This is a genomic window from Halomarina halobia (assembly GCF_029338575.1).
GTDB lineage: Archaea > Halobacteriota > Halobacteria > Halobacteriales > Haloarculaceae > Halomarina > Halomarina halobia.
In genome coordinates this window covers 687,735-713,604 of the sequence record NZ_CP119993.1, presented here as the reverse complement: position 1 = coordinate 713,604, position 25,870 = coordinate 687,735, and the positions used below count along the sequence as shown (strand labels likewise).

The 25,870-nt window shown below is 64.3% G+C and carries 22 protein-coding genes and 2 pseudogenes; 10 read left to right on the top strand and 14 right to left on the bottom strand.

The features are described 5' to 3' along the window. Nucleotides 1-14 precede the first annotated feature (14 nt). Nucleotides 15-791, bottom strand: coding sequence for an IclR family transcriptional regulator (locus tag P1K31_RS18835; protein WP_276305906.1), 777 nt, complete (start codon nt 789-791; stop codon nt 15-17). A 163-nt stretch (nt 792-954) separates the two neighbouring features. Here P1K31_RS18835 and P1K31_RS18830 point away from each other — a divergent pair, with 163 nt between their 5' ends. Both P1K31_RS18830 and P1K31_RS18825 read left to right on the top strand, forming a co-directional pair. Next, on the top strand, nt 955-1,683 hold the full coding sequence (locus P1K31_RS18830) for a DUF7504 family protein (protein ID WP_276305905.1): 729 nt from the start codon (nt 955-957) through the stop codon (nt 1,681-1,683). Between the two features lie 12 nt (nt 1,684-1,695). Next, a complete protein-coding gene (locus P1K31_RS18825) occupies nt 1,696-3,831 on the top strand; it encodes a hypothetical protein (protein WP_276305904.1) in 2,136 nt (711 codons plus the stop codon). 50 nt (nt 3,832-3,881) lie between these two features. Here P1K31_RS18825 and P1K31_RS18820 read toward each other — a convergent pair whose 3' ends face one another. The 7 genes from P1K31_RS18820 to P1K31_RS18790 form a co-directional block, all read right to left on the bottom strand. Next, nucleotides 3,882-4,031 (bottom strand): DUF7503 family protein, encoded by a 150-nt coding sequence (locus P1K31_RS18820; protein ID WP_276305903.1) that lies wholly within the window; start codon nt 4,029-4,031, stop codon nt 3,882-3,884. A gap of 174 nt (nt 4,032-4,205) precedes the next feature. Beyond that, on the bottom strand, nt 4,206-4,376 hold the full coding sequence (locus P1K31_RS18815) for a hypothetical protein (RefSeq protein WP_276305902.1): 171 nt from the start codon (nt 4,374-4,376) through the stop codon (nt 4,206-4,208). Nucleotides 4,377-4,382: 6 nt separating this feature from the next. Next, nucleotides 4,383-4,886 (bottom strand): DUF2243 domain-containing protein, encoded by a 504-nt coding sequence (locus P1K31_RS18810; protein ID WP_276305901.1) that lies wholly within the window; start codon nt 4,884-4,886, stop codon nt 4,383-4,385. Nucleotides 4,887-5,015: 129 nt separating this feature from the next. Continuing rightward, a complete protein-coding gene (locus P1K31_RS18805; protein ID WP_276305900.1) occupies nt 5,016-6,284 on the bottom strand; it encodes a glycosyltransferase family 4 protein in 1,269 nt (422 codons plus the stop codon). Continuing rightward, nucleotides 6,281-7,594, bottom strand: coding sequence for a nucleotide sugar dehydrogenase (locus P1K31_RS18800; protein WP_276305899.1), 1,314 nt, complete (start codon nt 7,592-7,594; stop codon nt 6,281-6,283). Before P1K31_RS18800 ends, P1K31_RS18805 begins: the two co-directional genes overlap by 4 nt. Beyond that, a complete protein-coding gene (locus tag P1K31_RS18795; RefSeq protein WP_276305898.1) occupies nt 7,581-8,498 on the bottom strand; it encodes an NAD-dependent epimerase/dehydratase family protein in 918 nt (305 codons plus the stop codon). Before P1K31_RS18795 ends, P1K31_RS18800 begins: the two co-directional genes overlap by 14 nt. A gap of 171 nt (nt 8,499-8,669) precedes the next feature. After that, on the bottom strand, nt 8,670-9,848 hold the full coding sequence (locus P1K31_RS18790) for a glycosyltransferase family 4 protein (RefSeq protein ID WP_276305897.1): 1,179 nt from the start codon (nt 9,846-9,848) through the stop codon (nt 8,670-8,672). A 519-nt stretch (nt 9,849-10,367) separates the two neighbouring features. Between P1K31_RS18790 and P1K31_RS18785 the strand changes: the two genes are divergently transcribed. Then, entirely contained in the window at nt 10,368-11,297 is a 930-nt protein-coding gene (locus P1K31_RS18785; protein WP_276305896.1) for a glycosyltransferase, read from the top strand. A 40-nt stretch (nt 11,298-11,337) separates the two neighbouring features. On the opposite strand, the gene P1K31_RS18780 is transcribed toward P1K31_RS18785, so the two are convergent. The 4 genes from P1K31_RS18780 to P1K31_RS18765 all read right to left on the bottom strand — a co-directional run bounded on the left by P1K31_RS18780 (nt 11,338) and on the right by P1K31_RS18765 (nt 16,148). Beyond that, nucleotides 11,338-11,469: a hypothetical protein gene (locus P1K31_RS18780; RefSeq protein ID WP_276305895.1), complete on the bottom strand. Its 132-nt coding sequence runs from the start codon at nt 11,467-11,469 to the stop codon at nt 11,338-11,340. 518 nt (nt 11,470-11,987) lie between these two features. Beyond that, a complete protein-coding gene (locus P1K31_RS18775) occupies nt 11,988-13,706 on the bottom strand; it encodes a hypothetical protein (RefSeq protein WP_276305894.1) in 1,719 nt (572 codons plus the stop codon). A 56-nt stretch (nt 13,707-13,762) separates the two neighbouring features. Further along, entirely contained in the window at nt 13,763-15,298 is a 1,536-nt protein-coding gene (locus P1K31_RS18770; protein WP_276305893.1) for a flippase, read from the bottom strand. Nucleotides 15,299-15,857: 559 nt separating this feature from the next. Further along, entirely contained in the window at nt 15,858-16,148 is a 291-nt protein-coding gene (locus P1K31_RS18765; RefSeq protein ID WP_276305892.1) for a hypothetical protein, read from the bottom strand. A gap of 208 nt (nt 16,149-16,356) precedes the next feature. Between P1K31_RS18765 and P1K31_RS18760 the strand changes: the two genes are divergently transcribed. The 7 genes and pseudogenes from P1K31_RS18760 to P1K31_RS18730 all read left to right on the top strand — a co-directional run. Next, on the top strand, nt 16,357-16,509 hold the full coding sequence (locus tag P1K31_RS18760) for a YheV family putative zinc ribbon protein (protein WP_276305891.1): 153 nt from the start codon (nt 16,357-16,359) through the stop codon (nt 16,507-16,509). A gap of 137 nt (nt 16,510-16,646) precedes the next feature. Next, nucleotides 16,647-16,820, top strand: coding sequence for a hypothetical protein (locus P1K31_RS18755; protein ID WP_276305890.1), 174 nt, complete (start codon nt 16,647-16,649; stop codon nt 16,818-16,820). Nucleotides 16,821-18,033: 1,213 nt separating this feature from the next. After that, the gene (locus tag P1K31_RS18750) at nt 18,034-18,444 is read left to right on the top strand and encodes a DUF5805 domain-containing protein (RefSeq protein ID WP_276305889.1); all 411 of its coding nucleotides are present in this window, start codon (nt 18,034-18,036) and stop codon (nt 18,442-18,444) included. Further along, on the top strand, nt 18,441-19,490 hold the full coding sequence (locus tag P1K31_RS18745; RefSeq protein ID WP_276305888.1) for a tyrosine-type recombinase/integrase: 1,050 nt from the start codon (nt 18,441-18,443) through the stop codon (nt 19,488-19,490). Before P1K31_RS18750 ends, P1K31_RS18745 begins: the two co-directional genes overlap by 4 nt. Nucleotides 19,491-19,953: 463 nt before the next feature. Then, nucleotides 19,954-20,709 (top strand): helix-turn-helix domain-containing protein, encoded by a 756-nt coding sequence (locus P1K31_RS18740; protein WP_276305887.1) that lies wholly within the window; start codon nt 19,954-19,956, stop codon nt 20,707-20,709. Nucleotides 20,710-20,778: 69 nt separating this feature from the next. Continuing rightward, entirely contained in the window at nt 20,779-23,532 is a 2,754-nt protein-coding gene (locus tag P1K31_RS18735; RefSeq protein ID WP_276305886.1) for a heavy metal translocating P-type ATPase, read from the top strand. Between the two features lie 219 nt (nt 23,533-23,751). Next, nucleotides 23,752-24,053, top strand: a pseudogene (locus tag P1K31_RS18730) (hypothetical protein); the annotation flags it as partial. Between the two features lie 46 nt (nt 24,054-24,099). Here P1K31_RS18730 and P1K31_RS18725 read toward each other — a convergent pair. Together P1K31_RS18725 and P1K31_RS18720 are read right to left on the bottom strand one after the other, a co-directional pair. Next, nucleotides 24,100-24,548: pseudogene (locus P1K31_RS18725) on the bottom strand (pyridoxamine 5'-phosphate oxidase family protein). An 87-nt stretch (nt 24,549-24,635) separates the two neighbouring features. Continuing rightward, nucleotides 24,636-25,829 (bottom strand): acyl-CoA dehydrogenase family protein, encoded by a 1,194-nt coding sequence (locus tag P1K31_RS18720; RefSeq protein WP_276305885.1) that lies wholly within the window; start codon nt 25,827-25,829, stop codon nt 24,636-24,638. Between the last annotated feature and the right edge of the window lie 41 nt (nt 25,830-25,870).

Sequence of the window (25,870 nt, the reverse complement as noted above, 5' to 3'; positions counted from 1 at the left end):
GGAACACATCGCCCCTACCGATGCGGACGGGTGTACTTGATGTTTAGTTCGAGTTCGTTGACCGCTCCCAGGAGCTGCTGGGCGAGGTCGGCCGTCCGACGGTCCCCGAGCCGATTCGACGGACCGGAGATGCAGAGCGCCCCAAGGACCACGTCGCCCGCGCCGATCACGGGTGCGCCGAGCGCCATCAGGCCGGGAATGTGTTCCTCGTCGTTTACCGCGTAACCGCGCTCGCGGACCGTCGCGAGGTCGGCCAGCAGTTGGTCGGTATCTTCGACGGTGGTTTCGGTGTGCTTCGGCAGCCCGCGTTGCCGCACGATGCGTCGAACCCGCCGCTCGGGGAGACACGAGAGGATCGCCTTGCCACCGGCGGTCGTGTGGAGGTACAGCGGCTTGCCAATCCTCGAGCCCGTCTCGACCGCCGACGGTCCCTTCTCGCGACAGAGGATGTAGCACCATCCGTTCTGTTCGACCATGAAGTTACACAACTCTCCGGTTTCGTCGGCGAGCGTCGCCGTGCGCGTCTCGGCGAGTTCGATCCACTCGATCCGCTCGCGGGCGTGGATTCCGTGGTCGAGAAACCGCAGTCCGACGTGATACTCGCCGTCCGTCTCGACGAGGTATCCCTGGGATTCGAGGTACCGTATGTGCCGGTGTGCGGTGCTCTTCGCGATGTCGAGATGGGCGGCGACGTCCGTGAGCCGCGCTCCCCGTGACTCCTGCACGTACGAGACGATCTCGAACGCCGTGTGAACGGTCGCGACGCGCTCCCCCGGTTCCTCCGTCACCATACCTGCCCATCAGGGTAGACGGTAATGAACCTTCAGGGGCCACCGGCCGGCAGATGCGGGTAGTGACTCCCGTTCCCGCCGAGTGCGACCCCGAGAACCGGCCGACAATGAACGAATTTCTACATATTGTTTATGTATTACTGCCGCCCACGTTATCAGTAGAATGCCCTCGGCCGACAGACCATCCGATCTCGGGTTTCCCGAACGCCGGGGAGCGTCGCCCCTCTCGGCGACGCTCAAGCGACTCAAGCGCGAGGGTTGTTCGGTGCTCGTCTGCGGCGTGGTGGGAGACGCCGTCCGCGCGGAGATGACGCGGCGGCTCTTCGGCTCGACGGAGGCGGACCGGTGGCGGATCCTCGGCCGCACGAGCACCGCCTCGCTCGCCCCGAGCGCGTATTTCCCCGTCGACCTCCAGTCCGACCGTCGCGCGGTCGTCGTGTCACACCCCGATGCTGCACGGACGAGGGCAACGGCCGACGGAATCGAGGCAGCCCCGGTCGCGTCCGAGCGCCAACAGACGCGAGCGACGTCCTCCGAGATCGCCGAGTCGGACGCGCTTCGCGCCGCGCTCACGGAGGCAGTCCTGAAGGTCGCCGGGCACAATCACCTGTCGCCGGGCGTCCTCCGCGTCGGCGTGACGTCGGTCGGTGCGTTCCTCGACAGCGGCGTCGACGAGGTGATCGAGTTCGTCCGAACGGTCGAGAGCCCCGTTCACGCCGCGAACGGTATCTTCCACGTGCACGCTCCGCTCTCCCACGACGACGACCGGATCGCCGCCCTCCTCCCGCACTTCGACGTCCGCATCGATCTTCGAATTTCCGACCCGCTGCCCCCGGAGCACCGGTGGTACCTCCCGGCCGTCGACGAGCGGACGACGTGGATGCGACTCTGAGGCGACGATCTCATGAAGGACGCGCTAACGATCACCGAGACGGAAGACCCGTACGGCGTACGAATCATCGACGACATTCAGGGCGTGCAGACGCAGCTCCGCCTCCCGTCGAGAGCCGCGATCGAGTCGTGTTCGACCGATCACTTCACCTTCCCGGTCGACCGCGCGGTCCGTCTCGACGCGACCGAAGTTCGCGTTCCGCACCTCGTCAACGTGATCGTCCGGAACGCCGACGCCGACGTCGTGGTCGAAGCGGCGAACAGAAAGCGCGCCGAGACCGAGTGCGGGTCGTACACCGTCGAGATCACCTCGCTGAGCATCGTGACGTACCTCCACGTCGAGGGTCGGCTCGTCATCACCGACGACGGCGGCGAACGCGTCATCGAGGCCCTCGACACCGACCACGTTCGGCTGGGCGTTCGGTCGCGCCACGAGTACCCCGCGGCGACCGTCACGACGACGGAGGATCCGATCGACGTGATGCGGGCGCTGTCGACGCTCGGGTCGGCGCTCAAGACCACCTCGGCGGAACGGTCGTGGCCCTCGCTTCGCGGACATCCGCCCCTCATCGAGTTCGGCGATCGCTTCGACCGGCCGTCGTCGCTCCGCGACCGGGAACACACCACGACGCTCGAACTCCCGCCGGAGTACGAGTACGTCTTCCCGGCCGCGTCGCTCGCCTACTACCTCGACGCGGAGGTGAGACCGGGGGACGCTCCCCGCCTGCTGCTCGACGACTCCGTCCACGAACTCGACTCGGAGCGCGGGTACGAGACGGCCGTCCACCGGACGCTGAAGCAGGTGTTCCTCCTCGACTGCGTGACGCGCACCGAAGGGTACTACCCGGTCGAGCTGAACGTTCGCGAACGTCTCGAGGAACGCCTCGACCTGGACTTCGCCGACCTCTATGACCGATCCGCCGGGAATCGCCTCGCGGCGTACCTCGACGTCCCGTTCGACGCGGTCGCCGACGAGATCCCGACGTGGAAACAGACCGCGGACGTCGCTCCCAGGGCCGACCACGTCGAGTACCTCCCGTTTCTCGCGGCGGACCTCGCGCTCGTCCGGTGTCCGCCGACGCGTCGTCCCACGGAGGCCGAGACGCCGGTGGTCCTCGCCGACTTCTTCCGATCCGGGGGCCGGTCCGTCGCGGAGTCGAACGTGTGGCGCGAGAGCGGCAGGGCGGAACCCACGCGACGGAATCGGGACGACGACATGGCCGAGCGCGTCATCGGCGTACCCCCCTCCGAGACGATAGAACACACCTGGATCGGCGACGGGTACCCGCTGGCCGCCTCGAAGCCGACGATCGCCGCGTGCAAACGGCGGCTGGCGGCGAAGCCGAGCGGAAGCATCCGGGTCGCGGTCGTCTCGAACTCCCCGGAGATGCGAGCGGAGAACGACGTCAGCGAGTACTACGGTCTCCGCGAACTGGTCGAGTTCGACGTCGCCCTCTACGAGGACCTCACGCGCGAGGAGCTGGCCGATCTGTTCGCGACCGAACTGGACTTCGTCCACTACGTCGGGCACGTCGACGCCGAGGGCGTGCAGTGCGCGGACGGGTTCCTCGATACGGGGACGCTCGACGCCGTCGGCACGCGCGCGTTCGTCCTCAACGCCTGCAACTCCTACGAACAGGGCATGCGCCTCGTGCGGGCGGGGGCGATCGCCGGCGTCGTGACCGCCTCGAAGGTGGGGAACGAACCGGCCACGCGGATCGGCCGCACCACCGCGCGGCTACTCAATTCCGGCTTCTCGCTCGCGGGCGTGCTCGACATCGTCGGTCGGACCACCGTCACCGGCCAGCAGTACGGCGTCGTCGGGGACGCGCAACTCGCGCTGACGGACAATCGGGCGGGAACGCCGATATCTATGGACCTGACCCGGGTGGCAGCCGACCGATACGCGGTGGCTCTCTGGGGGTATCCGACGCCGCGTGTCCCGCTTGGCACGCTGTATACACCGTACATCGCCCAGAACGAGCGTCGGTACCTCAATTCCGGTAGGATCTCGGAGTTCGTCGTCACGCACTCCGAGCTCGAGGAGTTTCTGGCGCTCGAGCGCTTCCCCGTCATGTATGAGGGTGTGCTCTACTGGAGCGACCGACTGCTAAACGGGGGAATAGACGACGTACTGAACCGAGAATGAGTGATCCGCTTCGTGGGGGTAGTACCGTTATGGGGAAACGACCACGATATTCACGGGCCGGTGGTCGAGCTCCCGTGCGCCGCGACGACGGCCTGCGCCTGCGTGAGGAGAAGGAGCGTCGTGAACAGGACGCCGGTCATCTTGGGGTGCTCTGCCAGGTACGTTGCGACCGCGGAATCGCCGGTTCTCTTCTCCGACATACACCTTCTACATCGGCACTACAAAAATAAAATTATCTTATTAAATTATACGAGTGGCTGGTTAATTTTAAATTCCCGGAAGTTCCGCCCTCGATGTTATAACTATTTCGAAACTGTTTGCGATGCGGTCCCTGTGTATAGGGAACGCGCGGACCGACGACGCGCGGTGACGCTTCACTCCCGCCGTTCGAGGACCGTCGACAGGACAACGTCGACCGTCGGTACGCCGCCCGCGGTCAGTAGCCAGACGCCGATCACCGCCGCGATCAGCACTAGCCAGTGGGGGTACGGCCCGATCGGTGACGCGCCGCCCCCGTGCAGGGGAACGGCGAGGAGCGGAATCACGCTCGATCACCTCGACTCGGCTCCCGAGCGCCCCGTCCAGTAGACGTACGCGCCCGCGCCGACGATAAGCAGGCTGATCACCGCCCAGTGGGGGTCGTAGTACCCCGGACCGTCCGTCGCGTGGTGGAGACCCAGCAGGGTGTGGTTGACGACCACGTCGAACAGGTCGAAGAGGCCGAGGCCGATCACCGCGGCTCCGGCGATCGGGCGCAGCGCAAGCGGTGCGCTCGCGCGTCGCTCCGCGCGCCAGAGGAGTCCAGCGCCGACGCTCGCGATCACGAGCGTCGCGACGGAGAAGAGGCCGTCCGCGCGGACGTTCGTGCGCAACCCCGCCACCGTCGACGTCGGGTAGATCCCCGACACCAGGTGGTGAAGCTGGAGGACGTGGTGGAGGACGACGACGTCGATCAAGCCGCTGAAGCCGAAGCCGAAGATCCCCGCGGCGAGAAGCGCCCGCCGCGTCCGCTCGCCGTCGGGCGCCGGACCTTCGCTGGCGGGTCGGTCGCTCATGTGGCGTCTAGGTGGGGTCACTCGCCCGGGCCACTCGACTGTTGTGCGTACCCTCGCAAGGTACCCTCACTGTACCCGGAAACCGACAGCTACCACGGTCGCGTTCCGATCGGCGGGTACGACGTCGGGTCACGGTGCGGTGGTCGCGCGGCGGGACCGACCCCCCGTCGCGTCGGCGATCACGTCGCCGACGCGCGCGCCGAGCGTCTCCCAGCGGTGGTGCTCGGAGACGAACGCCGCGCCGCGCCGACCCATCTCGGCGCGCGCTGCGTCGTCGGCGAGCACGTCGCGCATCGCGTCGGCGATCGCCGCCGGGTCGTTGTCGACCGCGACGCCGGCCCCCGAGCGCTCGGTCACGACCTCGATCTCAGTCACTCGGCTCGCCACGTAGGGCGTGCCGACGGCCATCGTCTCGAGGAGTTTCGTCGGCCGCGCGTAGTCGAGGCTGTGCTCCGTCTTGAGCGGCACCCAGCTCAGCGCGGCCGAGCGAAGGATCGACGGGATCTCCTCGCGCGGGACCGGCCCCTCGAACGAGACGCGGTCCTCGATCCCCAGGTCGCGGGCGAGGCGCTCCAGTTCGTCGCGGCGGTCGCCGAACCCGACGACGAGCAGTTCGCGGTCACCGTCGAGGCGGGCGAAGCCCCGGAAGAACGGTTCGAACGCCTGTGCCTGTCCGAACTTGCCCGTGTAGACGACGGGTCGGTCGTCGAGGGGGTCGGTTCCGTCGGCCGTCGCGGTCGTCGTCGCGAACTCGTCGAGGTCGATACCGTACGGGACCGGGGTGAAGTCGTCGTCGGGGGCGTCGTGCTTCGCGGCGTACTGTTCGGCCATCGTCGGCGTGAGTACGACGACGTGGTCGGCCAGCGCGAACGCGCGCCGTTCGAGCGCCTCGACCGCCCGGTGGACCGCCGAGTCGCGCTCGATGAACCCGAGATCGACCGCGTTGTCGATCCACAGATCGTCGACGTCGACGATCCAGGCGCGTCCGAGCGCCTTCGCGACGATTCCGGGAACGAGCGTCGAGTGCGGCCCGACGAACGTGACCACGCAGTCGTAGCGCCGCCAGTTCACGACGACGTACAGCGAGGCGAGGAGCGCGAACACCAGGTAGTTGAGGATCCGGCCGACGCCGGCCCAGTCGTCGTCGCCGGCGGGCTGGTACGTCCAGAGCCGCGTGACTGAGACGCCGTCGACGGTCTCGCGTCGCCACGGCCGGTTGCTCCGCTCGAACGTGCCGAGCGGCACGATCGGCGGCGGCGCGATCACGTGACACTCGAACCCGTCCGGGAGGTGCCGGGCCAGCTTGTGCCACCGATGAGCGCCGCCCATCGACTCCGGGGGGAACAGTTGCGAGATCGCGAGCACCCGTATCGGGTCGTCGCCCCCTCGATCGGTCATGGGCTGGGCTCGGGCTCGGGCTCGAGTTCGGGTTGGGGTTCGGGATCGACCGGGTTCCCGGTGCCGAACTGCAGCACGCGGATCCCCTCGGACTCGAGGGACGGGCGCAGTTCGTCGAGTTCGGCGACCGACTCGCCGTGCGGGACGAGCTGGAGCACGACGTCCGGGGACTCGCGGTCGATCAGCGCGGCGAGGTCGTCGTATCCCACCTCGTCGGCGTACCGGTCGTAGTGAACGACGTCGTAGCCGTCGGCGTCGAGGTCCTCGACGACCGTGACCGCCGCGCTGTTCCGGAGGTCGTAGGTGTCGGGCTTGTACGTCGCGCCGAGGGCCAGTATCCGCGGGTCAGAGAGGTCGGCGACCGCGCGGCGCACCTTGCCGGCGGTGACCTCGGGCATCCGCTCGTTGATCCGACGCGCGGTCGTGATGAGGTCCGTGTACTCCGGGGTGGCCTCGTTCAGGAACCACGGATCGACGGGGAGGCAGTGGCCGCCGACGCCGATGCCGGGCGTGAGGATGTCGACGCGCGGGTGGTGGTTCGCGAGGTCGATCACGTCGTTCATGTCGACGCCGAGCGCGTCCCCGATGAGCGCGAACTCGTTCGCTATCGCGATGTTGATGTCGCGGTACGTGTTCTCGAGGAGCTTACACAGCTCGGCCGAGAGCAGGTCGGTGTAGTAGATCTCCCCCTCGAGGAACGGTTCGTAGATCATCGCGGCCCGGCGGCGGCTCGCGTCGTCCGCGCCGCCGATCACGCGGTCGTTGTTGACGATCTCCTCGAACACGTTCCCGGGGAGGATCCGCTCGGGCGAGTGCGCCAGCTGGACGTCCTCGCCGACCGCGAAGCCCGCGTCCTCGAGCAGCGGGACGATCACCTGCTCACACGTGAGCGGCGGGATCGTCGACTCGACGTTGATGAGGTCGCCCGCTTCGAGGTGCGGCAGGATCGACTCGACGGCACCCTCGACGTGGGCCAACTGGGGGCTCTTCGTCTTCTCCGCGAGCGGCGTCGGTACCGAGATCACGAACGCGTCGCCGTCGGTCGGCGTGGTCCGCGCGACGAGGTTCTCGTTCACCCCCTCGCTGTCGAGCAGCGCCTGGAGGCGGTCCTCGTCGAGGTTGAGCGTGCCGTCGTTGATCGCGTCCACCAGGTTCTCGTCGATGTCGACGCCGACGACGCGCTTGCCGCGCTCGGCGAGGAGCAACGCGAGCGGCAGCCCCACGAACCCGGTCCCGACGACGACGACCTCGTCGATCGGGTCGAGTCGCCCCGCCTCCGTACCGCCGACCGCGTCGCTACTCGACGTCATAGACCTCGCGCATCCACTCGATCGTCTCCGGTACGCCCTCCTCGAGCGTGATCCGCTGTTCGTGGCCGAGGTCTCGCTTGGCCTTCTCCACGCTGGCCCGTTTGTTCAGCGTGTTGTGCTCCTCGGTGCCCCGGTACTCGACGAGGTCGTCGTCCTTGTCGAGGTAGTCGAGGACGATGTCGGACAGCTCCTCGATGTTCCGGTAGCGTTCGCCGCCGATGTTGTACACCTCGCCGGGGTTGAAGTGTTCCACGACGTTCGCGAGCGTCACGATCGTGTCGTCGATGTAGGTGAACGACCGGTGGTGGTCCTCGTAGACGTGGTACGGCAGGTCGTGGAGCGCGCGGTAGCAGAACTTCGCGACGACGCTCCGGTACTCGCTGTAGTACTCGCCCGGGCCGTACGTGTTGAAGAACCGAACGCGAACCGTCTCGGTGCCGTATCGGTCCGTCGCGTTCAGGATCTGTTGCTCGTTCACCCACTTCGAGATGGCGTAGTCGTTGAGCTGTCTCGGGCCGACCCGGCGCGGCACGTCCTCGACCATGACGTCGTCGTAGTCGCCGTACACCTCGCTGCTCGACGAGAACACCATCCGAAAGCCGTGCTCGCGCTGGAGCCGGAGCACGTTCTTCGTCCCGATGGCGTTCGACTTCCACATCGTCTCGTAGAAGTCCTCGCCGTTCTTCCGGCCGAACTCGGCGGCGAGGTGGTAGACGTAGTCGAAGTCCCGGTCTTCGAACACCGATTCGAGCTGGCGGTACTCGCTCACGTCACAGCGGTAGTACCGCTCGCGCTCGCTCCACGGCAGGTCGGCGATCCACACCTCGTGGCCGCGGGACTCCAGTTCCTCCGTCAGCGGTGCCCCGATAGCACCTAGTCCACCCGTGATCAGCACCTGAGACATTACAATCGCGTGATACCGTTGACGCGTAATTAATCTACGGATATATCAACCTATGTTTAAGTGTTTAAGAGATCATTAAATCCTCATAAGTAGTGAAATAATCTCGGCGACCGGCGCGGGGGACGCGGTCTGACGTCCACCTCCGTCGGCCCACGAGGGGCTTCGGTTGCGCTACCCGCACTCGTGACCGGCCGCGGCCCGGTACGCGGCGACGTGGCGCTCGACGCACCGATCGAGCGAGAATTCCTCCTTCGCGCGCTCTCGGGCGCGCTCGCCCCACCGTCGCGCGACGGCGGGGTCAGAGAGGGCCTCCCCGATCGCGGCGGTCAGCGCGTCCGGGTCGGCCGGCGGCACGAGCCGCCCGTGGACGCCGTCGTCGAGTTGCTCGGGGACGCCGCCGACGCGCGTCGCGACGATCGGCCGCTCCATCGCCATCGCCTCGAGCACCACCATCGGGCAGGCCTCCGCCACCGACGGGAGCGCGAACACGTCGAACAGCGACAGCAGCTCGGGGACGTCGGAGCGCCGTCCGAGGAAGTGCACCGACTCCTCGAGGCCGAGCTCCGCCCGGAGCGCCTTCAGGTCCCGAACGTATTCGGCGCGCGTTTCGGGTGCGCCGCCGACGATGAGTACCGTCACAGGCCCGAACTGATCGGTGAGACGCCGCGTCGCTCTCAACAGATACTCGTGTCCTTTCACGGGGTTTATATTCCCGATCGTACCGATGATCGGGCGACGGAGGTCCGCCCCGATCTCGGCTGCGAGCGTCTCTCGGCTAGCGGTTACCCGGTCGGGATCGAATTTATCGAGGTCCACTGGCGCGTGGATCACCCGGGCTTCAACCTCGTCACCCGGGAAATAATGGTCGGCAACTGCGTCAGCGACGACAGTCACCTCGTCGGCTATCCGTGCCGCGAGTACTGCCGCCGTTCGGCCGACGGGCCACGGCGTGGAGACGTCCTCGAAATTCCACAGGAGCGGGAGATCCGAGAACCCTGCGGCCAATCCCGTCGGGATATCGGTCGGCATGTTCGCTTGAACGAGGTCCACTTCCTCCTCGTCGAGTAACGTCCGTATCTTTAACACCGCTCTCGGCAGGTCGAGTACGTACTGCACGTTGGCCAACACTTGCCGAGGCGGACGCATCGTCCGGATGCCCGGACGTCGGACGGTAAAGCCCTCGGCGGTCGCCATCTCAGCGAAGGTGTCATCACCCTCCGGTAACAGGAAGACGGTTTCGATCCCCTCGACGCGTAATCCCTTAGCGACCTGAAATGAACGTAGCTGCGGCCCCCCCACGCGAGGGTCCGGGAGACTGTTGAGTACGCGCATCTGGTAGTGGAGTCCCATCCTGGACCCATATTTATTCCCATCATATACTGCTCGGATTTAGAACCGATCCCGCGACGGTGCCGAAGGGGCCCGTAATGACCGTTCGGAATAATCGGGCTTCCGTCCGGGGTGTGTGGCGGTTCGTCCCGGGATCGATACGCCCCTCTAGAGGGGACGTTGTCGGGGCCCTCTATCACCGTTGGGAGCAACTGCGTAATTTCGGTCGTTTCGAGAGTGACTGGGGAGAATCAAGGACGTGATCCGCTCAGTGGATCCGTCCGCACGTATCGCGCGACACGACCCTGGCCCCGTCACCAGGTACACCGACCAAAGTCATTAATAACGTACTCTACGACGACATACACGATGGAAAAAAGGAGGGGCGCGGGGGACGTCGTCTACTATTCACATCACGTACCCGATATTAGCAGTACGACACGGTACAATCACGCGGTAGCGCTTGCGAGACGGGCTCGGTCGTCGGTTCTCCTTACGAACCGGGCTCCCCCGGAGCGCGTTCAGGACGAGTACGACACCGTGCACGTACTCGGTGATATAACGAGCGGCAAGCACGTACTGGAACGGACACTACAGGCGCGAAGAATCGTCAATACCGTCCGCGATCGGTCGGCAGATGGTGACGTTACATACGTCACCGAGTTCACGTACGCACAGGTGCTTTCGGGATATCTCTCTAACGCCAAGTGGGTTGTCGATGTCTTCGATGACCCGTTACAGCTGTCGATCCGTCGTCCGATCTATTCTCCACACCAGATCACATCGCGCATGTTGCTTCGGGTGATCGACAGGGCGGATGTCGTAGTGACCACGTTACACCCCGATGGTCCTCGCTCGCATCTGGGCCGGTCCACGCGGTTCGCGCTAAACGGTTCCCCGGTATCGTCGATAACTCACGAACGAAAACCGACGCAGCCGCCCCTGCGTTGCGTCTGGGTGGGGAAAACCGGTCGCGGGTGGGGGATCGAGTCGCTACTCGAAGCGCTCACGTACGTCGACACGGACCTCGTGGTCGACGTGTACGGGGAACCCACCTCCCGCGCGGAAGCAGTGTCCGCCGAACTCGGTCTGAGCGATCAAGTGCGATTTCACGGAAACGTATCTCACGAACAGGTCTGTCGATCTATCGAAAAGGCGCACGTAGGGCTGTGTACGCTGACAGCGTTCGACGACTTTCGGTACGCGTACCCGATAAAAATTGGCGAGTACCTAGCGGCGGGTGCCATCCCCGTGATGTCCGATTTCCCTGGTATGCGAACGCTCGCACGCGAAGCGGGCGTCTACACCGACCCGACGCCGCGGGACATCGCTACGGCGCTTCGAGGGATTGCCGCGATGAGCGCGGATGAACTGGAGCAATTGGCCGTCTTAGCTCGTGAGCGGGCAGAGGATATCTCTTGGGAGAACGAACGAGAGCGGTTCGCAGAACACGTGTTCAGCGCGGGGTGAGTCGTCCCTGCTTCCGTCGACCGTTTACGATCCAGGCGAACTACGTCACGACGGGTGGCTGCTCGACGTACCCACGCTTCGACAGCTGATCACGTGTATAGGCGTCGACCTCGCGATCCGCGTCGGGGCGATCCTCGAACGTCGCCGGTAGCGTGTCGTCGTCGGGTGACACGGACGGTGGCCCGTACTGACGGTGTGAGTGAGCGTACGTGCGACTGAACGCGACGTATTGCCTCGGACTCCATTCGGAGCGCATCAGTGCAGCGTGAGGGGCTGCGTAGTAGTGGTGGTAGTGGGCGTGGACGATTCGGGCTACCGAATTCCCGCGATGGAATACGACGCCACTGTCGTCATCCGGTGCCCACACGGAGGTCGCTGCGTAGGCCGTTATCTCACGCTTTCGGCCCGACACGCTGTGAGTGGCTGGGTAATTGCCCGAGAGCAGTGATGGTATGCTGGAACCGGTGTGTGTACCCGGCGCAACTACCCGTGAGGTGACGCCACGCTCGGAAACGACTGCTGGCAAGGCATCGTAGCGAAGACTGTCCCGATGAATACGACATTTCTCACTGTCTCGGAATCAGTAAGGCTGCCGACCGAGAGGTCGCGACTCTTCGGACAGCGGACTCCGTTCGAGATGATCGTCGATCGAAGCGACAGGTCACGTGATCATTCGTTTCGAGAGCGGCCTCACTCGCCCCTACGAGTGTATAACGTGACGTCATTGTTCGAATAAATGCGGGAGTACTCCCCATCGAGGTAGCGTTGCGCGTCCCAGGTCACTCGCCACGTTTTCCCCGGCGTACGGTGGGTATCAACTCGTTCTCGATACAGCACGTAATCGTGTCGGGAGAGGTTTTCAGACTGATTCAACAGTTCCTCACCCATCGAGATGTACTTCTCCGACTCGCCTGATCGGGACGGATCGGCAGGGGGCTTAACCGCGTAGAAGAAATCGGTGTGCACCTCGCCGGGAACGTGGGCATGAGTAAACCTCTTCGCCTGCTGTTCACCCGCTGTGAGCCCGTCTGGAGAGCTAACGGGGTGATTCGGGAGCGCGACCGTCGCGAACACCTGCGTGCTCAGTAGAACGAGCAACAGCCCGAAAATGATCGCGCCCGTTACCGGTGTTCGGCCGCGAGCACCGGTGGCAACTAGCCGACCGATGACTACGGCGACGAGGACGAGGAGCAATACCTCCGCGAAGAACGTGAATCGTCGGGGATTCACCGCGACTCGCTGAACGTACCCCAAGACGACGAGGAACGAGATGAGCGCCGACGCCGTCAAGAGTACCCGGGTTGCCGGATCCGATCGGTGGCGAACGAACAACGCTACCCAGCCGATCGCTGCGAGCGGAAAGAGGACGACGGCGTACAGGTTGTTCATGAGGAACACCACTAGTGGACTGACGATGGCCTCGGAAGCGGGCCCCCCTGACGCGGCACCGCCTCCGAACAGCCTGAATACCCGTTCGAGGAAAATAGTGAGGAACGTAGGGGAGAACAATAGCGCTATCCGAAAGAGTACCCGGTCGATGAACTCGGCGATAAACGTCCAGTGGGCGAACAACGTGACGCCGGTGAGTAACAACAGCGAACGAACGGATCTGTCCCGCCACGCGTCCTGCATCTCGCTGACGCTGTGCGTAGAGAGCGTCCCCACGAACAGAAGCAGAAAGGTCCCGACGACCAGGACACCCGGGACTTTGTGAGTACTCAACATCGCCATGAGAAGTAACATGATCACCAGGAAATCGGCCGACGTTCGGTGTACATAGTACCTCGTAACCGATATAACGAACGCCAGCCAGAGTACGACCGCCAGCGTTTGCGCGAGGGGGTGGAACCCGTAGTGGAGGGACAGTGCTGCGACGGTCGCGGGGGCGGTGCCCACCGTGGCGGTTCGCAGCGGATCGACTGGCGCGATCCGACGTATGATCGCGAACGCCGACACGGGATACATGACGCCGACGATCACCGGGTACACGATCATAGCTGCCTCCGGAGTCACTCCACCGACGAAACTGATGGCGGCGACCAGAAGAAGGAAGAAGGGGGCCTTCGAATAGAAGCTGATCTCGGTCTCGTCGATAGCGCTGACCCTGTTCGCCTCTATCAACTGATCGATCTGTTGGACGTACAACCCCGGATCGTATCCGATGAGGCTCGCCGGAAACGAAAATATATACACTTTGTGTAACGTCGACAGTAGGACGAACATCGACAAGACGGCGTACGCCGTGCGGCGGTCGACGGTGGACCGTCGAAGTACTGCGAACAACGGTATCCCGACCGCGATAACTATCCCAACAGGAAGTATTGGGAAGAGGGAATTGACGGTGTGGGAATAAAGGATGGCGATCGAGAAAACACTGATCGACAATCCAAGACTTACTCTCATGTCCATTACGGATGAATTCAATACTCGCCGCCAAGTACGTTTCGAACGCATCGACCGATTCGTCATTTCTCGCCCGCCGCTCGTCGGAGCCCTCGCTTGAGCCGACTGGATTCGAAGTCGAAGCGGTGCTCCAAGCTCTCGAAGAGGGCGAGTTCGTCGGGACCGATCCCGAAGCGGAGAACGATTACAACGTAGGCGATGGCGAACAGGGACGCGACGACTACTACGGCGGCTAATCCCTCAACGCGTAGCCAGGAGGTAACGACCCAAACGAACGCGGCGAACGACCCGGTACCGGTGATCCCGATTCGAACTGTGTCGCTCGATATCGGAAATACCTGACTCCGCCGGTAGAGCTGTCCCGATACGAGTACGTTCAACAGAGTGAACGAGAGTGCCGTTGCGATAGCGGCCCCGAAGTACGAGTAGCGAGGGATGAGGAGAGCGTTGAGTGCGATATTAACGCACGCGATCAGGACGTGATCGACCAGTACCAATCGACTGGCGCCGAGGGAGGTGAGTGCCTCCGTATTCGGCCCGACGGCTGAGTGGACTAAGTACGCGAGGGAAAGTACCGCGAGCGTCGGTCCAGCGACAACGTACTCCGAGCCGAGGGTGTACAGGATGGCGGTGCGCGGAAAGGCGAGGAAGACGAGCCCGACGGGGAGCGTGAGAACGAAGATCCACTTCACCGTCGTCCGGTAGACTCGCCGGATCTCTGCGGTGTTCCCGTCGCTGTCGAGTTCGGAGAGTGCTGGCAGCAAAATGAATCCGAACGGTCCGGCGAACATGGAGAGGAGCTTCGAGAGCGGATACACTGCCTGGTATATGCCGACGGGTCGGGTCGTCGGAAGGTAGAAGCTCAAGAGGAACACGTCGATACTGGAGAGGGCGGTGAACGCCAGCGACGAGAGTACTAATGGCGTCGAGAAGACGAGCAGTCGTCGGTACATCCACTCCGGGCGGACACCGCGATCGAACAGGGAACTGTACTGGGCAAGGAACACCACGGAGAGCGTTGCTGCCAGGGCATACGCCGCGAGATAGGCGTAAGCGACATCGAGGACGGTACCTCCTGCGATGATAACCGCCGCAATGAGGGCGAGGCGTGCGACGGGTAGCGCGATGTCCTGGGAGTATACCCGGGGCATCGCCCGTTGGAGGCCGCGCACGCCACCGACCGAGAGGCGGAGCATCGCAGCGAACGGTACTACCAGGCCGAATATCTGGAGGACGGCGGCAGCGTCCGGAGCACCAAGCATACGTGCCGCAGTGTGTGGAAACAGGGCGATCGCTATGCCGGTGAACCCAGCGACGGGTGCGCTGATCGAGAATGCCGAGATGAGTACACCTCGTCGCACCCCTCCGTCGTCGAACCGAGGAAGAAACCGGGCGACTCCGATATCAGTGCCGAGTAAACAGATCGTAGAGAGGAAAGTCACGAGGGTGATCCCGAGTGCGAGTGCTCCGTAATCGACGCTACCGAGATAGCGGGCCGCTATTACCCTCGCAACGAAGCCGAGAGCGAGTTGAACTGCTGTCCCAACGAGTATCAGGCTCCCACCGCCTAAGACCGTCTGCAACGATTTACTGGTCATACGCACTCTCGTCCCGCCATCTCCGGGAATTCGATCCCTCCCCCCGGCACGTCTGGTCCCTTTGTGATCCTCCCGGAGCGTTTCTCATATCCATGAATGGCGGTTAGATGACCTCGGTAGCGTACGAGTCCCGAGGCCGAATAACACCCAGAGGCACTGGCGCTGTCCGAGGAGGCGTCCGAGTACGAAACCGCGACCCCTCTCGCGGCCTCCGACCGGGACGAGACCTCCGAAAGCGTACACACGACCGATTAGTCGATAGCCGGGTAGTGATGGGTTCACATTCGGTATTTTCGCGGGTTTCTCCTACATGTCGTTGCCCCACTCGATCCGTGGAACCGCCGCTCAAGCGTGTTGCGCCCGTACGGTCACTCCCTGACACCCTTGAATCTCACACCATTCTAGCATTATTTTAATACCCATCTGATCATATTTCGCAGTGGATATAGTTGTATATTTTGACCGAGTGTCGGACTGTTCCGTGACGTTGTCGGTGAGAATACGAGCAGCACGTACCTCCCGTCATTTGGCACCTCACGACCGCCGAACGACGATCCCCTCAGGCCGATTCGACGAGCGAGTGGAACGCCGCGGGATCGTTCCAGAGTTCGCCGACCGTCGCCGCGGCCAGATACCGGGTCGGGGCTACCACCCACTCGGAGTTCACGTCCGACTCGGGGTCCGGTGCCTCCGTGTCGAACCACCACGCGACGTAGCGTCCGTCCTCGAGCTTCGCGGTCGGGTACATGTCGCCGTTCACCGAGACGTCGACGCGGGTACCCGACTCCACGGAGGGCGTCTCCGTCCCGTTCGCGACGAGGATGTCGATCTCGATCGGTCGTCGGTTCATGTCGCGGACCCCCTGGTGGGTGCACCTCCGTTCGCGCTCGTTCCGATACGCCGCGCTCGATAGTAGACCATAGAATCACACGACGGCGCTCCCTCATAAGTTTCCGTCAGGCGCGTGTCTGGCGGGCGTCAGACGCGGTCCGAGATCGAGAACGAGCGGGCGCGGCCACCGCACTTATTTCGATTCGCGACAGTCAGCAGTCATAGACATGGGACGTCAGAGGCACATCTGCCCCGAGTGTTCGGAACCCCGCGTCGTCGTGCTGATCGAGGCCTCCGGAGAGGAGCGACGCGAGTGCGCGGAGTGCGATTGGCGGGACTACAGGACGTTCGGCGAGCGGAGGCTCACGGGCGACACGTGATCGGACAGCGGAGCCCGGAGCGTCTGACTGTTCACCTCCCGGGGCGCGACGATCGCCGGTCTGACGACACCGATCCCCGGTAGAGCCATCCCCGCGGACCGCGTAGCGAACACCCGCAAGGAGGTACAGGACCCACGATGACCGGACGAATCAAGCGCGTCGCGCGGGGTATAGACGACATTACGAGAGCCGTCTGGGACGACTCCGGACCGCTGCTGAAGGTCGGAATCGTCGTCGTCCTGGTCGTTACCGCGACGGCGATCCCGCTGATACCGATCGCCCTCGCCGCTCGGTACATCGCGAACCGCTGACTGCGATACCCCTGCGTGACACCGCGCCGAGCGTGTGAGGACGAACGACCGCCGGATCGAATTCCACCGTTGAACGTGTCTTCCCGATGGCTGTTCTACTGTCCCGTTCGATCAACGTCTCGCCCCGACGACGCCGAATTGATATCGCGACATACGGTGTACGAGGTCCGGGCGCACTCGATTTGCTCCCGGTGTCACTCGAGGGGGCTCCACTACCGTCGAATCCGCGTTCGGACTCTCGACGGGCAGGCTCCGGCCGTCGACGGACCGGGAAAACGACGCGACCGACGTATCGACGAGCACCGTGATCCGGGGGCGACAGCCCCGGGTCGTCGGGTCGGTAGGGACCGTAGCGCGGGGAGAGATACGCCGACGGTAAGCAGCGTCAGTAACACTGATTAGTTATTCTAACTATTCATACTAAATAGCATCACTAAATCAACCCACTATTCGGTGTCGATGATCGGCCCCGCTGTACCTGCTCCACGGGTCGAAGAGATACACGATCCGGTCAGAACGTCGGGTCAGTAACACCGGTCAAACTCACTGCCGGGGCAGCGTCACTACGAAACGTAACTATACAGCGCCACCAATCAATGTAACCAGATAGTGTTACAAATCAGTGTGACTGTATCGTTTGAATAGGTGACGTAGATGGACAGTGTGGTTATCCGGCGACACTGTTCAGTGAGCGAATCCCTCGTACCATTCCGCCGGCGGTCACAGTGTGCCGCCACATCGAACCGAGGCGGGCGCTGCGCGCGCTCGGCGACCTGCGAACCGCCGATCCCTCCGACCACCGGCGCAGAACCGGCTCGTCGGCCGACCGGTCCCTTCGACTTCCCACGGCGGGTGAGAAACCGACGGCGAATGTCGGGGCGACCCGACGTTGCATGACGCTCGCCGGGTCCACGCGATCCCGGACCCACCCCTGCACGCCGGCGGTTGCCCGCGTCCGCGATTGGTCTCCGTCGACCGTGGGGGTGCGTCCGTAGCCGCCGGGTCCCCTCGCGTCACCGATTCGAACGCGTCCGTCGACGTCGCCCGCCGATCCACGTATCCGACGTAACGCTAGCTCGAATAGACTCTCTACTGGTATCCTCTGTGATATTAGGCTGGATACCGGCAGATATGCGCTAGTACCCTCTCGGATTAGGGCACTTATCTCACAGAGTACGGTACACTCAATACCGATGCCCTCGTACGCCGGACAATGGCCGATCGCGACACGTCGCGTACGCAGATCACCACCTACCTTCCCGTCTATCAGAAGCGGGAGTGGCAGGCCCACGCCGAGGAGCTGGAGATGAGCCAGTCGGAGTACCTCCGCACGATGGTTCAGGCGGGCCGCCGGGGCTTCTCGCTCGACGTCGACCGGGAGGTGTCCGCGGACGCCCCTGCGGACGACGGTACCCCCGGGGGTGACGGTCTTCGAACGCGCCTCCTCGGGATTCTCCGCGAGGGCGACTATCGCTCGTGGGACGCCCTCGTCTCTGCACTCACGGCGGACATCGAGGACGACCTCGAGGAGGAACTCGAGCGCCTCCAGGCCGAGAACGTGATTCGGTACAGCGGACGCCGCGGCGGGTACACGCTCGTCGAAGCGGGGGGTGACGACCGGTGAGCGAGTCGGATCCCGCACCCGCGCGACGGGACGACGCCGTAGACGATCCGATCGCGTACTTCCTGCGGGACCTCGAATACCACGGGAAGAGCGAGCGCACCCGACGGGCCTACGGGCGCGTGCTTCGCACCTTCCGGACGTTTCTTCGGGAACGCGGTGGGACGCTCGCCGCCGCCGATCGGCGCGACTGCATGGCCTACGTCCACGGCCTCAGGGAGGAGCACGCTCCCAGCACCGTCGCCACCTACGCGTCGTATCTCAACCGCTTTTACGCCTACATGACGCAGGTCGGCGCGTTCGACGCGAATCCGATGGCCCTGGTCATAGAGGAGATGGACGAATCGGTCGACGCGGATCCCACCCGCCGGGAGCTCTCGATCCCCCAGATGCGCGCGTTCGTCGGTCGCCTCGGTCACCCGCTCGATCGGGCGCTCGTCGTCACCCTGCTGAAGACGGGGATGCGCGTCGGGGAGCTCTGTAACCTCGACCTGCGGGACGTCTCCCTCGACGACGAGGAGGTGCGGGCCGCCTACCCGGTGACGCCACGCGGGGCGCTCGACGGGCGACCCGATTCGATCTTCGTCGCGAGCGAGGTCGCTCGCGGCCGCGCGGTGAACGGCGAGGAGCGATCGGCCTCGAACAAACGCAAGCGCTCGACGGTGATCCCGATCGACCGGGAGCTAAAGCGGGTGTTGAAGGTCTGGCTCGCGATCCGCCCCGAGGCGGTGTCGCCGGCGGAACCGCTGTTCGTGTCGACGAGCGACGCGTGGGGCGAGCGGGTGACGACGGGCCTCGTTCGGCAACGCGTCGTCAGGCAGGCCGAGCGAAACGGCTGGTATCGGCCGGGCGGGGGGGCAGAGGAGAACGTGACGCCCCACTACTTCCGGCACTTTTTCACGACGCACCTGCGCGACCGCACCGGCGACCGCGGGATCGTCAAGTACCTCCGCGGGGACGTGGCCGCCGACGTCATCGACACCTACACCCACAACTGGGGCGACCGCGTCCGCGAGGTATACGAGGCCAACGTCTACTCGGTGGTGTAGAGTGGATTCGACGCCCGACGATCGCCAGGCGACACATATATCGCATTTCGCTATACCAAACTTCGGTCATGGAGTGGCGAATGCCGGTGTTTTGCCGAACCGGTACCGCTCGTCGTCACCGGGTGCTCCGATGAGCGTCGTGGTAGCGCGCTCGTTCGATGCACCGTGCTTCACGGGGCCGTAATGGAACACGGGGTCGGGTGAGTGACCGTCTCTGATGGGTGAGAGATCGGTCGAGAGCGTGTCGGCCTCGGCGTCTCTGTGCTTCCCTCCGTGGGATGAATTCTGGTTGGAGCACGCACCATCCGTTATCACGGGCTGTCGACGCAGGTCCGAGGTAATGAGTGGATGTGGGTAATTCCCGAATCGTCCGAACGGACCTGTAGAATCGCCCGATCACTTTTCCGCAGGTCGAAATGGGTATAGGCAAGTCTCATACGGGTAGCGGGGGTATAACTCGATAATGCGCGAGTTCGTCTTCGCCCTCGAATTTGAACCCGAAACTAACCCGGTCGCCGATCTCTTGGCGCAGTACCCGGAGACGAAACTCCGGTCGTTATCCTGCCACGTCACCGCCGAGACGCTCTGGCGAGTCGATCACGTTACTGGCTCCGAAGAAGCGCTCAATGCCGTTGTAGACGCCGTTACGACGGCGGACTACTACGCTGATTGTCTCGTGCGACGTGACTGCGAAGGTGAGTGGGAGACCCGAACGCTGGACCGGTCTGCTGAGACACTCATTCTCTATTCTTACTGGAACCGAACCCAGTCCTGTACGTCGATTCCGCACCTTGCGCTCGAACACTTCGGCGACGGACTTATCTTCGAAACGACGTGGCGTGGCCGTCGGTATCAGTGGCGGCTCATCCTTCCGGGCGATGTAACGCTCTCGGAATTCCACGGGGCGCTCGACGCGGAGATCGCGGACACTGGCGGCGTCGATATCGTTCGTGTTCGGGGCACCGGCGCGGACGAACTTGGGATGAGTGACCCGGACTCCGAGACGGTGCTTTCACCCGAGCAAGACCAAGCGCTTCGCGCCGCCGTCGAACGCGGATACTACGAAACGCCACGAGCGATCGAAACGTACGACCTCGCCGAGAGCCTCGGCGTTCCAGGTTCGACTCTCTCGTATCGACTCCGCCGCGCTGAAGCTAAACTCGCAGTTGCACACGTCGAAAATCGCCCGCTCTCCTCACTCAATGACGTGACCCAGTGACCGGACAACCCGCCTGGTTTGGTGTGTACCAACCGAAGCGGTAAGCCACCGAGAAGCCTACCGCTGGTAATGCGTAAGGAGTCGAACCGGGACTCGTCGTCTTCGGACGGTGGCCCACTCGAACCTGTTACCTTCGAGGTTCCCGAGATGGACTGTCCGTCGTGTGCGGAGAAAATCACGAAGAGCGTTACCTCCCTCTCCGGGATCCAGACTGTCGAGCCACGGGTGATGAGTGGGGTCGTGTCGGTCACGTACGATCCTGGGAGAACGAATCAGGCAGCGATCACGGATCGTATCGAAGCCGCCGGCTATACCGTACGTTCGAACGAAGAACTCGACTCCGCTTCGTTCAGCGTCCCGGGGATGGATTGCCCATCCTGTGCTCGGAAAGTCACGAGCAGTGTCGAGCGACTCTCGGGTATCCGGACAGTCGAACCGGAAGTAACCTCCGGAACCGTCCACGTCGAATACGAGTCCTCGGAGACGAGTCCGGAGCAGATCCAAAAGCGGATCGAGGTTGCGGGGTACTCGGTCGCGACACGCCAGAACGAGCGAACCGATACGTTCGACGTGCCCGGGATGGATTGCGCGTCCTGCGCTGGAAGGATCGATAACGCGCTCGAAGGCCGTGACGGCGTTCTCACATTCGACACGCAACCGACGACCGGAACGGTTACTGTCTCCTATGATCCCGACCGGCTTCCACAGCAGGCGATCATAGAGGTCATCGAAGGCGCTGGATACCCTGTCGAAGGAACGCGGACGGAAGGGGCAGATGAGGGCGGTGCCCGTCCGCGAGACGATCCGTCGGCGGTCTGGCGGAGCACTCGGGCGGTGAAAGTCTACACAGGTGGACTTTTCCTCGCCCTCGGACTCGCCGTCGAATTTCTCATCCCCGCGCTCGACGTGACGCTCGTAAGCGCGGTCGGCCAGGAGTTCGTTCTCGCAGAGCTCCTTTACCTGATCGGGATCGTCGCGGGCGGCGAGCGAATCATTCGCAACGGATACTACTCCGCGCGGAACGTCTCGCTCGACATCGACCTGCTGATGAGCCTCGGCATTCTCGGTGCCGTCGCTGCCAGCCTGCTCTTCGGCGAACCGCTCTACTTCGAAGGCGGTACCCTCGCGGTGCTGTTCAGCGTCGCGCAGTTGATGGAGCGATACTCGATGGGACAGGCGCGGAGCTCGCTGACCGAACTTATGGAGCTTGCGCCGGAGACCGCGACGGTCCGCCGTGACGACGGCGAGGTCACGCTCCACGTCGATGATATCGCTATCGGGGACGTGGTCACCGTCCGTCCCGGGGAGAAAATCCCGATGGACGGCGAGGTGCTCGACGGAGAGAGCGCCGTCAACCAGGCTCCCATCACTGGCGAAAGCGTTCCGATAGACAAAACCACTGGCGACGACGTCTACGCCGGGACCATCAACGAAGAGGGGTACCTCGAAGTCCGCGTTACCGCGACGGCCGCTGACAACACGATCGCTCGAATCGTCAAACTCGTCGAGGACGCCCAACGAGAGAAGACCGAACACGAACGATTCGTAGACCGGTTCGCCAGTTATTACACGCCGGTCGTGGTGACGGCGGCCGTCGCCCTCGTGTTCGTCCAGCCGCTCGTGTTCGGTGCGACGTGGCGGACGGGCTTCGTCCAGGGACTTACGCTTCTCGTCCTTGCGTGTCCGTGTGCGATGGTCATCAGTACGCCAGTCACCGTCGTATCGGGTGTCACGAGCGCGGCGAAGAACGGGGTCTTGATCAAAAGCGGGCCTGATCTCGAAGCAGTCGGCGGCGTCGATGTGGTCGCCATCGATAAGACCGGGACGCTCACGAAGGGGGAACTCACGGTTACGGACGTGATTCCGCTCGGGAGCGCAGGTCGTGACGCTGTGCTCCGAAGGGCGGGACGTGTCGAGGCGCGAAGTGAGCACCCGATCGCGGAAGCCATCGTGGAGGCAGCAGACGGGGGAGTAACGTCCGATCAGCCCGTCGAATCGTTCGAGAGCGTGACCGGGAAAGGCGTGACCGGTGTTGTAGACGGTGAGACGTATTACGTCGGGAAGCCGGGACTGTTCGAAGAGCTCGGGTTCGATCTCACTCACGTTCACGTTGCAACCGACGGCGGCGCAGCCATGGAAGGCCACCAGTGCGAACACGGGGCGTATCTGGATTTGGTCGATGACGCGATCCCTCGGCTCCAGCAGGAGGGGAAAACCGTCGTGTTCGTAGGTACAGAGGACCGGCTCGACGGGATCATCGCGGTTGCTGACGAGGTTCGGCCAGGTGCCAGGCGTGCCATCGAGCGACTCCATGCGAATGGCATCGAGCGCGTGGTGATGCTGACTGGTGATAACGAAGGGACCGCCCGCGCGATTGCCGACCAGGTCGGCATTGACGAGTACCGTGCGGAACTGCTCCCCGACGATAAGGTGGCCGTCGTTGAGGAGCTCGTTGAGGAATACGACGGGGTAGCGATGGTCGGTGACGGGATTAACGATGCACCGGCGCTCGCTACCGCGACCGTTGGAATCGCAATGGGCGCTGCCGGGACGGACACGGCGCTCGAAACGGCGGACATCGCGCTCATGGGCGACGACTTGACGAAGCTGCCGTATCTCTACGGGCTCTCCGGAACGGCGACGTCGGTGATTCAGCAGAACATCTGGGCGAGCCTCGGCGTGAAAGCGCTCCTGGCGATCGGCGTGCCGTTCGGTCTCGTGAACGTCATCGTCGCGGTCGTCGTCGGGGACATGGGTATGAGTATCGGCGTGACCGCGAACGCGATGCGGCTCTCACGGCTCAAACCGGACCGGTTCCTCTAGCGCCCGTACCCACTCACGATGATCATGCGTTCCGGAACCCGCGCTGGTGTGCGAATTCGCCGAGTAACCGTGGCGTGCTCGCTAACCCCTGCTACCGCTCCCGGGAAAACGCCAATCGAGACGAGGCCCGAAGAGGGCGGATACGGGCGGTGATAGGCGTCTTCGCTCACTGGCGTAAAATTCGAGCGCAAGCCGCCCTGAAGGGCGGGGAAGGATGTCAAATCGGGCGAGACGCTCGGCTACGTCACACTTGAACACCCCGGGGAAGTCACGGCACCGGAGATCTTGGCCGACCTGCGGATCGGCCTGTCGTTCGACGAGCCGGAGGTCGGAGAGAAAGGGGCGAAGGCGCTCGAACACGTCGCGCTGGGTGATCCGAATCGACTCCGCCATCAAGCGTCGAGCCTCGCCGAGCACATCGGCGACGGGGACAACCCGTCAGATATCACCCGTGTACCGCGCTGGTCGTGGTCGGGTGCGAATATCCGACGAAGCTCGCGGCGGTGAGCGACGCGCTCGCGGAGATCGTCACCGGAGGCCGCTGACACGCGAACCCGACACGACCGTTCAGTCCGCCGACTCGACATCCTTCCGCCCCGTCAGCGTCTCGGGGACGAGCCGGAACGGCCGGAACGTGATCTCCTCCGGCGGGCGTCGAAGATGTCGACGCGCGGGATCCGGACCGCCCACGTCCCCTGACCGGCGGACGATTCGTGCGGTGCCTCCGCCAACTCCTCGAGCCGGCCAGTGGCGACGACGCTTCGCCACCCGTCGTCAGTGTGGGCGTGCGCGACGAAGGAGACGGCCCTGCCGAGCACGTCCGCCTTCCCGCTGTCCGGCGGGGAGGCGAGGCGGTAGTAGAGGCTCCCGCTGTCCGCGTTGTAGCCGTACGACACCGGCAGCGAGAACGGCGGGTCGTCGCCCCCCGTCGAGAACGAGAGGACTCCCGTGCCGCCTCTCCCGAGGAACTCGTTCAGCTCCCCCTCGGCCATCTGCACCAAGCGGATCCCTTGCATACGATCGCCACGACTCGACGACGGTAGAGGGCATGGTCGGGGACGGCGACTGTCCCCGAGCGATGTGGGGAGCCGTCCGCTCTGCGATCACTCGGCCGCCCGATCGGGCAGGACGGCGTCGGCGAGCGCGTTCCGGTGGAGTTCGTTCGGGCCCCCCGCGATCGTGAGCAGGCGGGCGTCCCGGAGGTAGCGTTCGACGTCGCGCTCGGTCGTGTAGCCGATCCCGCCGTGGATCTGCATCGCGTCGTTCGCGTTCGCGACCGCGGCCTCGGTGGCCTGGATCTTCGCCATGCTCAGCTCCCGGCCGACGTCCATCCCCCGGTCGGCGCGGTCGGCCGCTCGGAGGGTGAGGAGGCGGGCCGTGTCGACCCGTCGCGCCATCTCCCCGATCTTCCACCGAATCCCCTGGAAGTCGCCGATACGTCGTCCGAACTGCTCGCGGTCGGTCGCGTGCGCGACCGTGTCCTCGAGGGCCGCGCGCGCGATGCCGACGCCGCGGGCGGGCACGTTGACGCCGATCGCGCCCTCGCCGCGCCGGGCGTACGCCTCGCCCACTCGCCCGACCAGCGCGTCCGCGGACACCCGGACGCCGTCGAGCGACACCCGCGGGGACTTCACGCTGCGCGCGCCGAGCGTCTCCCAGACCCGCTCGACCTCGAACTCGTCGGTCGGGACGAGAAACGCGCTGACGTTGTGCGGCGCGTCGGCGTCCGGGCCGGTCTTCGCGTAGGTGAGGACGACGTCGGCGTCGAGGAAGTTCGTCACCCACTGCTTGTGGCCGTTCAGCACCCAGTCGTCGCCGTCCCGAGAATCGTCCGCTCCTCGGGGATCGGCCGAGGAACCCTCGTCGGAGTCCCGAGAGGCGGTCGTCTCCATCGCGAGCTTCTCGCTCCCCGCGTTCTCCTCGCTCAGCCCGAGCGCGCCGACCGTCTCGAACCGCGCCATCGCGGGCAGGTACTCCTCCCGCTGGCGCTCCGTGCCGAGGCGTTCGATCGCGGTCGCGACGCCGAGGTGGAGCGCCAGCGCGCTCGCGACGGTCATCGTCGCCGCGGAGAGTTCCTCGATCACCACGGCGAGTTCGACGAGCCCCTCGCCGCGGCCGCCGTACTCCTCGGGGAGCGTCAGCCCCGCGAACCGCCGCTCCCCGAGCTCCGCGAGGATGGCGGCCGGGTACTCCTCCCGCCGGTCGAGGTCGGCGGCCCGCGGTTCGATACGCTCTCTCGCGAACGATCGGATTTCGTCGCGAAGGTCGCGTTGGTCAGCCGTCAGCACGGATCGCATACCTCCGTCTGTGCGGGAGCCGTCAAGAAGATTTGGCGTCC

Coding starts and splice junctions, on each gene's coding strand:
- P1K31_RS18835 (WP_276305906.1), bottom strand. CDS start 791: ATGGTGACGGAGGAACCGGGGGAGCGCGTCGCGACCGTTCACACGGCG.
- P1K31_RS18830 (WP_276305905.1), top strand. CDS start 955: ATGCCCTCGGCCGACAGACCATCCGATCTCGGGTTTCCCGAACGCCGG.
- P1K31_RS18825 (WP_276305904.1), top strand. CDS start 1,696: ATGAAGGACGCGCTAACGATCACCGAGACGGAAGACCCGTACGGCGTA.
- P1K31_RS18820 (WP_276305903.1), bottom strand. CDS start 4,031: ATGTCGGAGAAGAGAACCGGCGATTCCGCGGTCGCAACGTACCTGGCA.
- P1K31_RS18810 (WP_276305901.1), bottom strand. CDS start 4,886: ATGAGCGACCGACCCGCCAGCGAAGGTCCGGCGCCCGACGGCGAGCGG.
- P1K31_RS18805 (WP_276305900.1), bottom strand. CDS start 6,284: ATGACCGATCGAGGGGGCGACGACCCGATACGGGTGCTCGCGATCTCG.
- P1K31_RS18800 (WP_276305899.1), bottom strand. CDS start 7,594: ATGACGTCGAGTAGCGACGCGGTCGGCGGTACGGAGGCGGGGCGACTC.
- P1K31_RS18795 (WP_276305898.1), bottom strand. CDS start 8,498: ATGTCTCAGGTGCTGATCACGGGTGGACTAGGTGCTATCGGGGCACCG.
- P1K31_RS18790 (WP_276305897.1), bottom strand. CDS start 9,848: ATGGGACTCCACTACCAGATGCGCGTACTCAACAGTCTCCCGGACCCT.
- P1K31_RS18775 (WP_276305894.1), bottom strand. CDS start 13,706: ATGGACATGAGAGTAAGTCTTGGATTGTCGATCAGTGTTTTCTCGATC.
- P1K31_RS18770 (WP_276305893.1), bottom strand. CDS start 15,298: ATGACCAGTAAATCGTTGCAGACGGTCTTAGGCGGTGGGAGCCTGATA.
- P1K31_RS18765 (WP_276305892.1), bottom strand. CDS start 16,148: ATGAACCGACGACCGATCGAGATCGACATCCTCGTCGCGAACGGGACG.
- P1K31_RS18760 (WP_276305891.1), top strand. CDS start 16,357: ATGGGACGTCAGAGGCACATCTGCCCCGAGTGTTCGGAACCCCGCGTC.
- P1K31_RS18755 (WP_276305890.1), top strand. CDS start 16,647: ATGACCGGACGAATCAAGCGCGTCGCGCGGGGTATAGACGACATTACG.
- P1K31_RS18750 (WP_276305889.1), top strand. CDS start 18,034: ATGGCCGATCGCGACACGTCGCGTACGCAGATCACCACCTACCTTCCC.
- P1K31_RS18740 (WP_276305887.1), top strand. CDS start 19,954: ATGCGCGAGTTCGTCTTCGCCCTCGAATTTGAACCCGAAACTAACCCG.
- P1K31_RS18735 (WP_276305886.1), top strand. CDS start 20,779: ATGCGTAAGGAGTCGAACCGGGACTCGTCGTCTTCGGACGGTGGCCCA.
- P1K31_RS18720 (WP_276305885.1), bottom strand. CDS start 25,829: ATGCGATCCGTGCTGACGGCTGACCAACGCGACCTTCGCGACGAAATC.